The following is a 14967-nucleotide window of genomic DNA, read 5'->3' on the forward strand; positions in this document are numbered from 1 at the left end:
CGTCGCAGGACTGGGGGAATATCGACACGAACTCAGGGCTTGGGCGCCGACGCTGCAGGCATGAGCGTGCTGGGCGGGCTGCTGGCGGTACCGGGTGGCGAATGGGCACCCGAAGCTTCGAGCGGTTTGGCGGCCGGCGGGGTGTAGGCAAAAGGACCCGGATCGGTGCACCCGCTGGTGGCCACGGCGGGCTTGGCATCCTTGGCCGTGCGCCGGTAGTGCGCAGCCACCTTGTCCTGCGACTGGCAGAGCTTGTAGCTGTCCACCTTGCCGCTCCAGGCGGCCTTGGCAGCAGTCTCGGCGGCCTTGGCCTGTGCTTCAGGCGTGGGCGCTGGCAGCTTGGCAAGTGCCATGGAAGATGCGCCGGCCACCAGGAAGGCCAGCAGGGAATGGTGCATGCTCATTTTCATGTAGGCCTCGCTGCCTGCGCCGCACGGGCGGCACTTTCGGTGGGTACGGCAACGCCGCTGCGCTGCGCTGGAATCTTGCCGGCACGGACATCATCGGCCCAGAGCTCGTGGTGCTCGCGGGCCCAGCCCTCGCTGACATAGCCGGTTTTCATGGCCTTGTAGGCGCCCCGCATGCCGACGGTTCCCATGTAGATGTGACCGCAGATCAAGGCCATCATCCAGATCGCCAGCACGGCATGGACCATGTGGGCGATCTGCATGTCACTGCGCACGTCGCCAAAGCCGGGGATCAGCTTGTCCAGCACCAGCCCCGTGGCCACCACGAAGATGCCGGGGATGGTGATACCCCACCAGAACAAGCCCTTTTCACCCGCGTTGAAGCGGTGTGAAGGCACCTGGTGGTCACCGCCACCGAGCAGGCCGCCGCCCTTGCTGAGCCAGATGAAATCAGCGCGGTTGGCGATGTTGTCCTTCACGAAGGTGAGGATGATGACCAGCAGCGAAACCGCAAACAGCGGGCCCATGAAGTTGTGCACATTCTTGAGCGCATAGGCCAGCCAGCCAAACAGCGTGCTGCCGATGACCGGCAGCAGAAAGAACTTGCCAAACGCCATGACGATGCCCGAAATCGCCAGCGCGATGAAGGCACCGGCATTGGCCCAGTGCGCTGCCCGCTCAAAAGGCGTGAAACGCTCGATCCGGCGATCTGATTCGGGGTGCTCGTGCCCCATGGGGCCCTTGGTGAAATAGAAAATCGCCAAGGCCAGCAACACCAGGCCCAGCAAGGCAGCACCGTAGGGAATGATCCACTGGTTGCGCACCTGGCGCCAGCCCTCACCCGCGTTGGTCACCCGGGCCCCGGGGTATGCCACCATCGGCTGGATCAGGTTGCCGGCCTCAGGCGCTTGGGTCCGGGGCAGGCTGCTGTAGCCCGTCACACCCTGCCCCACCTGGCGCCACATGGGGGCGTTGTTGCCAGGCTGTACCTTGGCGCGCTCGCCGTTCGTCTGATCGGCGTATTGGGGGTCGGCGCTGGCGTCTGGCTTGATTTCAAAAATGTTCTGGCTCTGAATGCCACCGGGCGCTGCAGCAGGCGCGGGCGCCACCGCAGCTGGAGCCGCGGACGCATCCGTGGCGGCAGCCGGTGCCTGCGCATGGGCAGGCACCCATGCCAGGCCCGCCGCCAAGGCCAGGGACCACATGATGTGTTTCATGGTGGGCCTCACTTGGATGGGGTGCGGGTGTATTCGTTCTGGCCGTACTGCTGGCGCGCCTTCAGCTGCTGCTCCCAGCTGGTCTTGTCGCCCACCTTCCAGCCCGGCTGGGTGAAGTTGCTGCCTGTGCCGGCGTACGGTACAGCGTCGCTCTTGATGCCGCCACCGGTCTGCGGTTTTTCGGTGCAGGCGGCCAGGCCGGCAAGGGCCAGCACCGCCGTCATAGTGATGGAAATGCGCTTCATGACTTGGCTCCTGCGGGTGGCTGTGCACCCTTTTGCGTGCCGTAGGCTGTGCCCCAGCCCCACACTTCGGCCCCCTTGCCGCGCTGCACCACGCGGTTGCGGAAGATGTCTGCCACCACATCGCCATCGCCGGCCAGCAGCGCCTTGGTCGAGCACATTTCGGCACAGGCGGGCAGCTTGCCTTCTGCCAGGCGGTTGCGCCCATATTTCTCGAACTCTGCCTGGCTGCCATTGGCCTCGGGGCCGCCGGCGCAGAAAGTGCATTTGTCCATCTTGCCGCGCACGCCGAACGTGCCTTGCGACGGAAACTGGGGGGCGCCAAACGGGCAGGCATAGCTGCAGTAACCGCAACCGATGCAGACATCCTTGTCGTGCAGCACCACACCTTCGTCGGTGCGGTAGAAGCAGTTCACGGGGCAGACAGCCATGCAGGGTGCATCGCTGCAGTGCATGCAGGCCACCGAGATGGATTTTTCGCCGGGGACGCCGTCGTTGAGCGTGACCACGCGACGGCGGTTCACGCCCCACGGTACCTCATGCTCGTTCTTGCAGGCGGTGACGCAGCCATTGCATTCGATGCAGCGCTCTGCATCGCAGATGAATTTCATTCGTGCCATTGTTCTGTCTCCTGATCAGTGCCGCGCGCTCACGCCCGTTCCACGTTGCAGATCGTGGTCTTGGTTTCCTGCATCATGGTCACGCTGTCGTAGCCATAGGTGGTGGCCGTGTTCACTGCCTCACCCCGCACGACGGGTGCGGCCCCCTTCGGGTAGTGCGCCAGCATGTCGGCACCTTGCCACCGGCCAGAGAAGTGAAAGGGCATCCAGACCGTGTCGGGCGCAACGCGCTCGGTGACCAGCGCCTGCACATTCAGGCGCGCACCCGTGGGGGAGCTCAGCCACACGCGCTCACCATTGCGGATACCCCGGTCGGCAGCCGTCTTGGGGTTGATTTCCACAAACGCCTCTTGCTGCAACTCGGCCAACCAGGGGTTGGAGCGGGTTTCCTCGCCGCCGCCTTCGTATTCGACCAAGCGGCCGGAAGTCAGGATGAGCGGGAATTTCTCGTAGACCTTGTCGGCCACGTTCTTGTCCTGCAGGGACTTGTAGAGCGTGGGCAGGCGCCAGAAAGCCTTCTTGTCGTCGTGCGTGGGGTACTTGGCCACCAGGTCGGGACGCGTGCCGTAAATGGGCTCGCGGTGCTGCGGAATCGCATCGGGGAAATTCCACACCACGGCCCGGGCCTTGGCGTTGCCAAACGGATGGCAACCATGCTTCATGGCCACGCGGATGATGGCGCCCGTGGGGTCGGTCTTCCAGTTCTTGCCTTCGGCCTTGGCCTTCTCGGCGTCAGACAGGTCGTCCCACCAACCCAGCTTCTTGAGCAGCACATGGTCGAACTCGGGGTAGCCCGTGGTGATTTCCGCACCCAGCGAATGCGATCCGTCTTCGGCCAACAGGTTCTGGCCGTCCTTTTCGACACCGAAATTGGCGCGGAAGTTGCCGCCACCATCCATCACATGCTTGGAAGTGTCGTACAGATTGGACGAGCCTGGGTGCTTGAGTTCGGGCGTGCCATAACAGGGCCAGGGCAAACCAAAGTAGTCACCGGTGAAGTCGTAGCCGGTCTCCTTGTCCTTGCCGCCCTTGGCCTTGAGGGTTTTCACATCGAACACATGCATGTTCTTCATGTGGGCCTTCAGGCGCTCGGGGCTCTGGCCGGTGTAGCCAATGGTCCAGACACTGCGGTTGATCTCCCGCAGGATGTCCTCGGGCATGGGCTCGTCCATGCCCTTGACCTTCTGCATCTTGTAGTTCTTGGACAGCTCGTTGGCAAAACCGAGCTTTTCAGCGAACTGGTGCATGATCATGTGGTCGCTGCGACTCTCCCACAGCGGCTCGATCACTTTCTCGCGCCACTGCAACGAGCGGTTGGATGCCGTGCAGGAGCCACTCGTCTCGAACTGCGTAGCCGCCGGCAGAAGGTACACCGCGCGGTTGGGGTTGAGGTCTTCGGTTTTGCCGGGCATGGCCGCCATGGCAGCGGTGGCCGATGGGTAAGGGTCCACCACCACCAGCAGATCCAGCTTGTCCATGGCCCGCTTCATCTCCAGACCACGGGTCTGCGAATTGGGAGCATGGCCCCAATAGAACACGCCGCGCAGGTTGGAGTCCTGGTCGATCAGTTCATTTTTCTCCAGCACGCCGTCGATCCAGCGCGACACGGTGATGCCGTTCTTGGACATCATCGCGGGCGAGGCGTACTGCTTCTTGATCCATTCGAAATCCACACCCCACACGGCCGCGAAGTGCTTCCACGAGCCTTCGGCCAGGCCGTAGTAGCCGGGCAGTGAGTCGGGGTTGGGGCCCACGTCGGTGGCGCCCTGTACGTTGTCGTGGCCGCGGAAGATGTTGGTGCCACCACCGCTCTTGCCCACGTTGCCCAGTGCCAGCTGCAGGATGCACGAGGCGCGCACCATGGCATTGCCGATGCTGTGCTGTGTCTGGCCCATGCACCAGACGATGGTGCCAGGGTTGTTGTCGTGCAGCATCTTGGCGACCTTGAACATCTGGTCTTCCTTGACGCCGCAGGCCTCTTCCACCTTGTCGGGCGACCACTTGGCCAGCACATCCTCGCGCACCTTGTCCATGCCGTAGACACGGTCGTTGATGTACTTCTTGTCTTCCCAGCCGTTCTTGAAGATGTGGTACAGCAGGCCGAACAGGAAGGGGATGTCGGTGCCCGAGCGGATGCGCACATACTCGTCGGCCTTGGCCGCGGTGCGGGTGAAGCGCGGGTCCACCACGATCATCTTGCAGCCGGTTTCCTTGGCGTGCAGCATGTGCAGCATGCTCACCGGGTGGGCTTCGGCGGCGTTGGAGCCGATGTACAGAGCGACCTTGCTGTTCTGCATGTCGTTGTACGAGTTGGTCATGGCGCCATAGCCCCATGTGTTGGCCACGCCCGCCACGGTGGTGGAGTGGCAAATGCGGGCCTGGTGGTCGCAATTGTTGGTGCCCCAGAAGCTCACGAACTTGCGCAGCAGATAGGCCTGCTCGTTGTTGTGCTTGGACGAGCCGATGAAGTACACGCTGTCAGGGCCGCTGGCCTTGCGCAGTTCCTGCATCTTGGCGGTGATTTCGTTCAGGGCCGTGTCCCAGCTGATGCGCTCGTACTTGCCGTTGACCAGCTTCATGGGGTAACGCAGGCGGTACTCGCCGTGGCCGTGTTCGCGCAGGGCCGCACCCTTGGCACAGTGCGCACCCAGGTTGATGGGCGAGTCGAACACCGGCTCCTGGCGTACCCACACGCCGTTTTCCACCACGGCGTCGACCGCACAGCCCACCGAACAGTGGGAGCAGACAGTGCGGCGCACTTCGATCTTGCTGTCGCCGATGCCGACCTTGGCACCTTCGGCGGCGTTGGATTTCTTGACCAGCGTGAGCTGCGACGCGGCAATGCCGACGCCCACCCCCAGACCGGAGCGGCGCAGGAACGAGCGGCGGTCCATGGTGGGCAGCGCCTGCGACAGGCCACGGCGCAGGCTGTGCACAAAAGGAGACGCCGAGGACGATGCGACCTGCGCGGCGTGGGAAGACTTCTTGGTAAGCAACATGGTGCGCCCCGCTGTCAGAGTTGGGTGGTTTTGTAGTACTGCTTGACGTGGGCAGACAGGTGGTAGCCACCGCCCTTTTCAGGGGCCACGCGGGCAGGCTCGGACACCGTGGCGTCAGAGGGAATCACCTGGGGAAGCGCCACGACGGCTGCTGCTGCAGCCCCTACGGTGGCGGCACCGGAAAAGAAACTCCGGCGTGAGGAATGGGGCTGGCGGTTCTGCATGCTTGTCTCCAGAATGGCTGGCAGCTATGAAACGGAATTCATACGAGTCTATGTCAGTGTGTAAAACCCTGCAATCGCGCTTTCCACCCCCCACTAATGCGCTCATCTTTTATAGCGTCCGCATCAGGGTTTCTGCGGACTCCAAGACTCACTCCAGCATATCGAAGCCCTGGGCCTCCACCGCCACGAAAGCCCGCGTGAACTGGGCCAGTGCGGCATAAAACCGGGCCGCAGGCTGCCCCTGCAGGGCATCGCACAACTGCAGGATCCAGGGTTGCAGATGTGTCGCAAAAAAATCACGTTGCGCCGTCAGGTTGCAGACAGCCATGTCGTCGCCCGCGATCAGGTAGCGCATCACCTCGCACAGGTAGGCCACATGGTCTTCGGTTTCCGGCATCGCTTCTGTGCGCGCCAGGCCCAGCGCCGCCAGGTCGCTGCGCAAGCGCACCAGCGGCTTTTCGTTCAAGAATCCGCTCAGGTAGAGCGAACCATACAAGAACACCTCGGGCTTGCCCACACCGCCGAACAGGCGATCGAACTCTGCGGCAATGTCCGCATCGCTGTGGGCCCGCGCGGCACCCACCAGCTGCTGCCAGGGCTCCTGCAGAAAGCCGCCCTCCATGGGGGCTTCGGTGACGGCCACGCGCAGCGCGGCCAGGGTTTCCGGCGTGGGCCTGGCGTAGTAGAGCTGCGCCAGCAGCCCATACACCTCGGCGCGCGCGGTTTCTTCGTCCAGCGCCGAGCTGCCGGCCGCGTTCAGGGAAAGGGAATCGCTCACAGATCGGTCACTTTCGTTTCGCTTTGGGAGGAATACAGATCGATCACGCGGCAGTCGCTGCACATCTTCAGCCGCTCCAGCGCCTCGCCCTGGAACATGGGGTGGCCCGACAGCTTGCCCAGCATGGCCTCGATGGCCTTGACGGTGCCAAAGGGCTTGCCGCAGCGCACGCAGGCCCAGGGCTTGGCTTCGTTGAGCACGCGCAGCTGCGCGCGCTCGGGCGTGAGCAGCAGGCGCGGCTGCAGGGTGATGGCGTTTTCGGGGCAGGTGGTGGCGCACAGGCCACACTGCACGCAGTTCTTTTCAATGAAGCGCAGCTGCGGCAGCTGCGGGTTGTCCTGCAGCGCACTCGCCGGGCAGGCGCTCACGCAGCTCAGGCACAAGGTGCAGCGGCCCTTGTTGACTTCGATGGTGCCCAGCAGCGATCCCACGGCCGGCAAGGCGATGGCCTCTGGGCGCTCTGCCACGGGCATCGGAGCCTGCTCGATGAGGTGGTCGAGCGCCATCTCCAGCGTGCTGCGCTTTTCCTGCGCCACCGCAAAACGTGCAGCCACGGCCGGGATCTTCTGGCGCGTCTGGCCCAGGGCCTGCAATGCGGCGTCCAGCTCGGTGGGGTGCGTGGCGCGCAGCAGCTGCACGTGCGTGCCTGTGTAGCCCAGCCCACGCAGAATGGCTTGCGCCACATCCATCTGTGCCTGCAGGCCATCGAGGTACTGCGGCGCCTCCTCCTGCGTCGTCAGCACCACCACCTGCGAGGCACCGTAGGCAATGGCGCTGAGCCACAGGTCCACGCCGGTGCTGGCCGTGTGCCACAGCGCCACCGGGATCACGTGGACGGGCACGCCCTGCGCCAGTTTCAGTTGCGCCGCACGGCCCAGTTCTTCCACCAGCGCCTGGCCGCGCTCCTGGCTGTGCAGCAGCAGCACGGCGTCCTTGCCGCCTGCGGCGGTGTAGGTGGACAGCAGCGTCTTGAGCTTGGTGCCCTGCTCCGTGGCACTGGGGTAGGCATAGGTCAGCGCACCCGTGGGGCAGACGGTGGTGCAGGCGCCGCAGCCCACGCACAGGTTGGGGTTCACCTTGATTTGCTGGCGGCCCTTGTCACTGCTGATGGCCTCGGCCGAGCAGATGTCCACACAGGCGTTGCAGCCCACGGTTTCGTTGCGGCTGTGGGCGCAGAGCTTTTGTTTGTAGGCAAAGAATCGGGGCTTCTCGAATTCCCCCACCAGTTCGCGCAGTTGGAGCAGGGCCGACAGGTCGCGCCCATCCCAACGGAAATAGCCCTGCGGCAGCGCGTGCTGCAGGAAGGTGGGCGTGGCAGTGGCCGAGCGCAGGTCCAGCACCAGGTCAAAACGCTCGGTCTGCACGGCAGCGTCGCGCGTGAAGTCGATGGCACCGGCCACCTGGCACACCTTCACGCAGGCGCGGTGCGACTGGCAGGCGGCCAGGTCGATCTGGTAATCGAGGCCAATGGCGTTCTCGGGACAGGCCGCCACGCAGGCATTGCAGCGCGTGCACAGGTCGAGGTCGATGGGGTTGTCGGCCTTCCACTGCAATTCGAACGCGCCCAGCCAGCCGGCAAGGCCCGTGATGCGCCCGCCCAGCACCGGAAAGCGCCGTGCCTGTGCGCCCCCGGCGTTGCCAGGGCCCTGCGTGAACAGGGTCACATCCAGCACGTCCGACACCAGGGCTGCAGCCTGCTCGGCCTGGTCGAGCGGTCCGATGATGAGCAGGCGGCCCGTGCTCTTGTAGGTGACCGTGGGCACGGGCGGTGGATCAGGCAACCGGGCCGCCGCCAGCAGCGCTGCGATCTTGGGACTGGCCTTGGCGGCATCGCGGCTCCAGCCACCGGTTTCGCGGATGTTCACAAACCGGATGGGGGACACCGCCCCCTCGGTCTGCTGGCCCAGGTCGCCAAACAGGCGCTGCTCTTGCGTGCAGGCCACCACCACATCGTCACCCGACTGGATGGCCTTTTGGAACGCCCCCGCATCGCGGCGGCACAGGGTGGAGTGAAGGGTCAGGTCTTCATGCAGCGCCGCGCCCAACGCCTTTGCGTTGAGGGGCATCGTCTGGTTGCAGTCGCAGAGGAGCGTCGTGGTCATGTTCTGTGTGGCTGGCTGGCATGGCCACCGCATCCTGTGCGGAGTCGGTGGCAAGCGCAAGCTCGCTGGAGGGGTCGCTAGGAATGGCGTTGCAGACCCCGGACTGTGCCACGTCTGGGGATGTTTGCCCCTCCGCATCATCCCGAGGCTGAGCAATGGCAGGGGCTATTGCATCTGCTTGCGTGTCTGCGATTGCCTCTGCGGTGGCACCGTCCACCAACGCATCGGGCGATGCCTCGGCGTTGGCCTTCTTCTCATGGTCAAAGAAGCCCATCGCATGGGCACTGGTCAACTTGCGCAGCATCCCGGCAGGCAGCGGATCGGGCTGGGTGTAATCGCCAACGTAAATATCGAGGCCATCCATCACATTGAAGTGCGGATCGGCAAACAACTTCTTCATGGCCAGGTTGCGCACTTCGGGCGAGACGGCACGGTCCACAAAGGGCTTGAAGTCAGAGGCGGGGGTGAGGGCCTCGGCATCCGACAAGGTGGGCGGTGGTGGCGCATCCGGGGTGGGGGCTGCGGGTACGGCGGTGGCTGCTCCAGCAGCAGCCGGAGCGGGCACGGGTGCGGGATTGGCCACCTGCGAGGCTGGCGCGGGCGGCGGCGGGTCCTGCACGGGCTTGCCCGCCAGCACATCCTGCTTGCGGCGCGACCAGCGTCCGAGAAATCCGTCAGCCATGGCCTCCTCCTCCACCGCCGCCACGCTGCTTTTCGGTGGTCACGGAGGCCGGATTACCAAACCGGTCCTGCAAGGAACGGAAGCTGTCGGGGCGCTTGCGGCGCTTGGGCTCGGGCTGGTAGTGCTCGGCCACGAAGGCGCGCAGTGCCTCCACCACCTCGGGCGCCGCAGGCACCTGTTCCACGGTTTCCTGCGCGTCCAGCCAGCGGCCCGCATCGTGGTAACTCAGGCTCACTTCGACCGGGCGGGCCAGCGGGATCTCGCCGGTGCCGGGGTCTTCATCGCGGCGCCACATCACAAACCAGCAGGGGGCTGGCGAAGTGAGATTCAGGTGGTAGCCCTCGGCATCATCACGGAACAGCTCCACGCGAAAGCCCGGGAACAGCCAGCGCTGCTCGCGCTCGTCCTGAAGGATCTGGCGCGGCTCGGTGCCAAAGGCGGGCTCGTGGATCACCACCTCGGCCAGCGACCACCGCCAGGGCTGCCAGCGGTTGGCGATGTGCTCGCAGCGCATGATCACGGCAACATCGGTGTAGGGGCGCTCAGTCATGGGCGCAGACTTTACCCCGGCGCGCGGCCTGGGTCAGCACGGCCTGCAAAGCCCCTTGAGTGGCCTCAGAGGGTGTGAATGAATCCGGCGTGCCCGAGCAGGCCGCCAAAACGCGCCCGATCTAGACGCAAAGCGCAGCCATAGCTCGGGCTATGGCGAGCATTTGTAACGACGAGCGGGTGTGTTTTGGCGGGATGAGCGGGTATGGCGGGTTCGTTCACACCTTCTCAGCTTGCAGCCCCTTCCAGCCGCTCCACGGCCACCGCGCAGTACTTGAACTCCGGAATCTTGCCGAACGGGTCCAGCGCCGCGTTGGTCAGCAGATTGGCCGCCGCCTCCACATACGCGAACGGCATGAACACCGTGCCGCGCGGCGTGCCGTCGTCGCGGCGCACGCGCACCTGTACCATGCCGCGCCGCGATCGGATGCCCACCAGCGCACCCGGCGCCACGCCCAGCCGCGCCAGTTCGTCGCCATGCAGCGACGCGGTGGCCATGGGCTCGATGGCATCGAGCACGGTGCTGCGCCGCGTCATGCTGCCCGTGTGCCAATGCTCCAGCTGGCGGCCGGTGATAAGCACCAGGGGATAGTCGGCGTTGGGCGTTTCGGCCGCCGGGATCAAGCTGGCGGGCACGAGTTGGAGGCGCCCCGTGGGCGTGGGGAACTGGTCTTTGAAAACAATGGGCTGGCCGGGGTCATCCGGCGTGAGGCAGGGGTAGGTCACGCTGGAGTCACGCTCCAGCCGACCCCAGGTGATGCCCTCGATGCTCGCGTGCATGGCCTGGCGCATTTCGTCGTACACGGCGGCCACGCCGGATTCGTCGCCTTCGTAATTCCAGCCGAGGCCCACCCTTTTGGCGATCTGCTGAATGATCCAGAGATCGGGCCGCGCATCGCCCGGCGGGTTGAGCGCGCGGCGGCCCATCTGCACCATGCGATCGGTGTTGCTGGCCGTGCCGGTCTTCTCTGGCCAGGCGCTGGCGGGCAGCACCACGTCGGCCAGCCAGGCGGTTTCGGTCAGGAAGATGTCCTGCACCACCAGGTGCTGCAGGCTGGCCAGCGCGTGGCGCGCGTGGTTCAGGTCGGGATCGCTCATGGCGGGGTTCTCGCCCATGATGTACATGCCGCGCACCTTGTGCGGGTCGGTGTCAGGCGCCAGGGCCTTGTGCATGATCTCGACAACGGTGTATCCCGGCGCCTCGTCCAGCGGGGTGCCCCAGAAATTCTCGAACCACGCGTGCGCTTCGGCGTTGTCCACGCGTTGGTAGTTGGGGAACATCATGGGGATCAGCCCCGCGTCGCTCGCACCCTGCACGTTGTTCTGGCCGCGCAGCGGATGCAGACCCGAGCCTGGCTTGCCGATCTGGCCGGTGACGGCGCACAGCGCAATCAGGCAACGCGCGTTGTCGGTGCCGTGCACATGCTGGCTCACGCCCATGCCCCACAGAATCATCGCGGCCTTGGCCCGCGCGAAGGCACGCGCCACCTCGCGCAGCGTCTCGGCCGGGATGCCGCACACGGGTGCCATGGCCTCGGGGCTGCAGCCCATCACGTTGGCCTTGAGCGCCTCGAAATCGGTGGTGCGGTCGTGGACAAAGGCCTCATCCACCAGACCTTCGTCGATCACGGTGTGGATCAATGCGTTGAGCATGGCCACGTCGGTGTCGGCCTTGAACTGCAGCGTGCGCCACGCGTGGCGGCCGATGTCGGTCACGCGCGGGTCGGCCAATACAATCTTGGCGCCACGCTTGGCCGCATTCTTCATCCAGGTCGCCGCCACCGGGTGGTTGGCCGTGGGGTTGGAGCCGATCACGAAGATCAGCCCGGCATGCTCCACGTCGTTCACCGGGTTGCTCACCGCCCCCGAGCCCACGCCTTCGAGCAGCGCGGCCACGCTGGAGGCGTGGCACAGCCGCGTGCAGTGGTCCACGTTATTGCTGCCAAAGCCGGTGCGCACCAGCTTCTGGAACAGGTAGGCCTCTTCGTTGCTGCCCTTGGCCGAGCCAAAGCCCGCCAGGGCCTTGGTGCCGTGCGTGTCGCGCAGGCTCTTGAGCTGGCCTGCTGCGAGGTCCAGCGCCTCGTCCCAGGTCGCTTCGCGGAAGGTATCGCGCCAGTCAGCACCGTAGGGCCGCACCTCCTTGGGCACGCCGGGCTTGCGGATCAACGGCACCGTCAGGCGGTCGGGGTGGTGGGCGTAGTCAAAGCCGAAGCGTCCCTTCACACACAGGCGGCCGTGGTTGGCGGGGCCGTCGCGGCCTTCGACGCTGATGATCTTTTCATTGCGCACGTTGTAGGTGATGAGGCAGCCCACGCCGCAGAACGGGCAGACCGAATCGACCTTGCGGTCCACTTTTTGCGAGCCGATGTGCGTCTTGGGGCTGAGCGCACCCGTGGGGCAGGCCTGCACACATTCGCCGCAGGCCACGCAGGTGCTCTCGGCCATGGGGTCGTCAAGGTCGAAGATGATCTTGCTGTGGGCTCCGCGCAGGGCGTAGCCGATCACGTCGTTGACCTGTTCCTCGCGGCAGGCGCGCACGCAGCGGTTGCACTGGATGCAGGCGTCGAGGTGGACGGCCATGGCCGGGTGGCTCAAGTCGGGCGCAGGCTGCTCGCGGTGCAGCGCCTTGAGCGCGGGGCGCACGGCCACACCCAGGCGGTCGGCCCAGGCGCTCAGTTCGCCGTGCTGGCCTGCTGCTGGGGCAGTTTTTGAATCCAATTCGCCTGTAGCGCCAGATGCGCATGCGCTACCAGCTATCAATTCAGGAGTATCTGGTTGGTCATCATTCCATTGGTAGCCCACGTCCGGCATGTCGGACAGCAGCATCTCCACCACCATCTGCTGGCTCTTGCGCGCGCGCGGGCTGGCGGCCTGCACTTTCATCCCTTCGGTCGGCGCTCGGCAACAGCTGGGGGCCAGCGTGCGCTCGCCCGCGATCTCCACCACGCAAGCGCGGCAGTTGCCGTCGGGGCGGAGGCCGTCGGTGTAGCAGAGGTGCGGGATCTCCACGCCGTGGCGCTGCGCGGCTTTGAGGATGGTGTCACCGGGCTGGGCGGTGACGGGCCGGCCGTCCAGCTCGAACGCCACGCCGGGCAGCGCAGCGGCAGAGGTGAACACGGCGCTCATGGCTTCACCCCTGCGGGCAGTTGCTCGGCCAGCGGGCTGTTGCGCGGCTTGGGCAGGTCACCCGGCCACGGCCCCTCGCCCACTTCGTGCGCAAAGTATTTGTGGATGCAGCGGATGGGATTGGGCGCCGCCTGGCCCAGGCCGCAGATGGACGCATCGGCCATGACCTGCGCCAGGTCGTCCAGCAATTCTTCATCCCACTGCGGCGCTTCCATCAGCGTGGCCGCCTTGGCCGTGCCTACGCGGCAGGGCGTGCACTGGCCGCAGCTCTCGTGTTCAAAAAAGCGCATCACGTTCAGCGCCGCCTCGCGCGCGCTGTCGTGCTGGCTGAGCACGATGACGGCGGCCGAGCCGATGAAGCAGCCATAGGGCTGCAGCGTGTCGAAGTCCAGCGGTATCTGGTTCAGGCGGGCGGGCAGGATGCCGCCCGAGGCGCCGCCCGGCAAATAGGCGTAGAGCTGGTGGCCATCCAACATGCCGCCGCAGTATTCGTCGATGAGTTCCTGCACGGTGATGCCCGCCGGCGCGAGCTTGACGCCGGGGTGCTTCACGCGGCCGCTCACGCTGAAACTGCGCAGGCCCTTGCGGCCGTGGCGGCCAAAGCTGGCAAACCACTGCGGGCCGCGCTCCACGATGTCACGCACCCAGTACAGGGTTTCAAAGTTGTGCTCCAGCGTGGGCCGGCCGAACAGGCCCACCTGCGCGATGTAGGGCGGGCGCATGCGGGGTTCGCCGCGTTTGCCTTCGATGCTCTCGATCATCGCGGACTCTTCGCCGCAGATGTAGGCACCCGCGCCCCGGCGCAGCTCGATGTGCGGCAGCGGGCATGGGGGCTGCGCGCGCAGGTCGTCCAGCGCGGCCTGCAGCAGCGCGCGGCAGCCGTGGTATTCGTCGCGCAGGTAGATGTAGACGGACTCGGTGCCCACCACCTGAGCGGCGATGAGCACGCCTTCCAGAAAGCGGTGCGGGTCGCGCTCCAGGTAGGTGCGGTCCTTGAAGGTGCCGGGCTCACCTTCGTCGATGTTCACCGCCATCAGGCGAGGAGCAGCTTGCTCGCGCACGATGCGCCACTTGCGGCCCGCCGGAAAACCCGCGCCGCCCAGGCCACGCAGGCCCGAGTCTTCCATGGCTGAAAGCACGGCCTCGGCGTCCATTTCGCCATTCACCAGTGCAGCGGCCGTCTGGTAACCGCCGTGCGCGCGGTAGGTGGCGAGGTCGGTATGGGCGGGGCTGACGCCTTCTGGCGGCGCAGGCACGCTGCGCCCGGCCAGCGCTGCAACATCAAAATTGACAGCCCCCTGTGCATAGGGATGTAGCGCTACCGACCGATAGGGCTTCAAATCGATGATTTCCAACACCCCATCGACCGTGGCGTGTGGCACCGGGCACTGGTGCACCACGGCCACGGGCGCCTGTTCGCAGCGGCCCACGCAGGGCACGGCCTGCACCTGCACATCGCCCTGCCCGGCCGCACGCAGGCGCTCGGGCAGCGCGGCCAGCAGCGCGCGCGCGCCGGCCATGCTGCAGCTCAGACTGTCGCACACGCGCAGCACCAGGCGCGGTGCCTGGGCCTGGTCGCCGCGAACGATCTCGAAGTGGTGGTAGAAGCTGGCCACCTCGTACACCTCGGCCATGGGCAAGTTCATCTGCCGGGCCAAGGCCACCAGGTGCCGGCCGTGCAGCACGCCAAAGTGGTCGTTGAGGCGGTGCAGGTATTCGATCAGCAGGTCGCGCCGAAAGCCCTCGGCCGGTCGAGAACCCAGCAAAGCGGCCACCTCGACCATCGCGGCGCCTTCAGGCTGGCGGCCCTTGAGCTGGCTGGCGCGGCGAAGGCTGGCGCGCAGGTCATCGGGGGTGGCGAGCGTTGCGACCGAGGCTGCGGCAGGCGGGACAGGTGATGGCTGCATGAGTGTTGTCTCGGTTGAGCAGGCCTCGGCAAAGGGGCCCCATCTTTCAGAATTTCAAAATGGATGGCAGGGTACCGGGACAGACCACAGATCATATCCATCGGTAACATACTG

General features: G+C 65.7%; 12 protein-coding genes. All 12 read right to left on the reverse strand.

Going from position 1 to position 14967, the window contains the following annotated elements; translation table 11 throughout:
* Window positions 1-32: 32 nt before the first annotated feature.
* A complete protein-coding gene (locus AC1RDS_RS13285; protein ID WP_244273595.1) occupies window positions 33-404 on the reverse strand; it encodes a hypothetical protein in 372 nt (123 codons plus the stop codon).
* A gap of 2 nt (window positions 405-406) precedes the next feature.
* Window positions 407-1624, reverse strand: coding sequence for a formate dehydrogenase subunit gamma (locus tag AC1RDS_RS13290; protein ID WP_026434670.1), 1218 nt, complete (start codon window positions 1622-1624; stop codon window positions 407-409).
* 8 nt (window positions 1625-1632) lie between these two features.
* On the reverse strand, window positions 1633-1869 hold the full coding sequence (locus tag AC1RDS_RS13295) for a hypothetical protein (protein ID WP_092696821.1): 237 nt from the start codon (window positions 1867-1869) through the stop codon (window positions 1633-1635).
* Window positions 1866-2486 (reverse strand): formate dehydrogenase FDH3 subunit beta, encoded by a 621-nt coding sequence (fdh3B, locus tag AC1RDS_RS13300; protein WP_086911539.1) that lies wholly within the window; start codon window positions 2484-2486, stop codon window positions 1866-1868. The genes AC1RDS_RS13295 and fdh3B overlap by 4 nt, the downstream gene beginning before the upstream one ends.
* A 29-nt stretch (window positions 2487-2515) precedes the next feature.
* A complete protein-coding gene (locus AC1RDS_RS13305) occupies window positions 2516-5485 on the reverse strand; it encodes a formate dehydrogenase subunit alpha (RefSeq protein WP_287876506.1) in 2970 nt (989 codons plus the stop codon).
* A gap of 14 nt (window positions 5486-5499) precedes the next feature.
* A complete protein-coding gene (locus AC1RDS_RS13310; protein ID WP_092696823.1) occupies window positions 5500-5709 on the reverse strand; it encodes a formate dehydrogenase in 210 nt (69 codons plus the stop codon).
* Between the two features lie 148 nt (window positions 5710-5857).
* Window positions 5858-6487, reverse strand: coding sequence for a TorD/DmsD family molecular chaperone (locus AC1RDS_RS13315; protein WP_092696824.1), 630 nt, complete (start codon window positions 6485-6487; stop codon window positions 5858-5860).
* Window positions 6484-8553: a 4Fe-4S binding protein gene (locus AC1RDS_RS13320; protein ID WP_287876502.1), complete on the reverse strand. Its 2070-nt coding sequence runs from the start codon at window positions 8551-8553 to the stop codon at window positions 6484-6486. The genes AC1RDS_RS13315 and AC1RDS_RS13320 overlap by 4 nt, the downstream gene beginning before the upstream one ends.
* The gene (locus AC1RDS_RS13325) at window positions 8513-9271 is read right to left on the reverse strand and encodes a DUF3306 domain-containing protein (RefSeq protein WP_287876500.1); all 759 of its coding nucleotides are present in this window, start codon (window positions 9269-9271) and stop codon (window positions 8513-8515) included. Before AC1RDS_RS13325 ends, AC1RDS_RS13320 begins: the two co-directional genes overlap by 41 nt.
* Window positions 9264-9821, reverse strand: coding sequence for a DUF3305 domain-containing protein (locus AC1RDS_RS13330; RefSeq protein WP_287876498.1), 558 nt, complete (start codon window positions 9819-9821; stop codon window positions 9264-9266). Before AC1RDS_RS13330 ends, AC1RDS_RS13325 begins: the two co-directional genes overlap by 8 nt.
* Before the next feature lie 227 nt (window positions 9822-10048).
* Window positions 10049-12946 (reverse strand): formate dehydrogenase subunit alpha, encoded by a 2898-nt coding sequence (gene fdhF, locus AC1RDS_RS13335; protein ID WP_208859674.1) that lies wholly within the window; start codon window positions 12944-12946, stop codon window positions 10049-10051.
* Window positions 12943-14853 (reverse strand): NAD(P)H-dependent oxidoreductase subunit E, encoded by a 1911-nt coding sequence (locus AC1RDS_RS13340; RefSeq protein WP_492227090.1) that lies wholly within the window; start codon window positions 14851-14853, stop codon window positions 12943-12945. The genes fdhF and AC1RDS_RS13340 overlap by 4 nt, the downstream gene beginning before the upstream one ends.
* Window positions 14854-14967: the final 114 nt, after the last annotated feature.

The organism is Acidovorax sp. GW823-FHT02H02, from assembly GCF_058797075.1.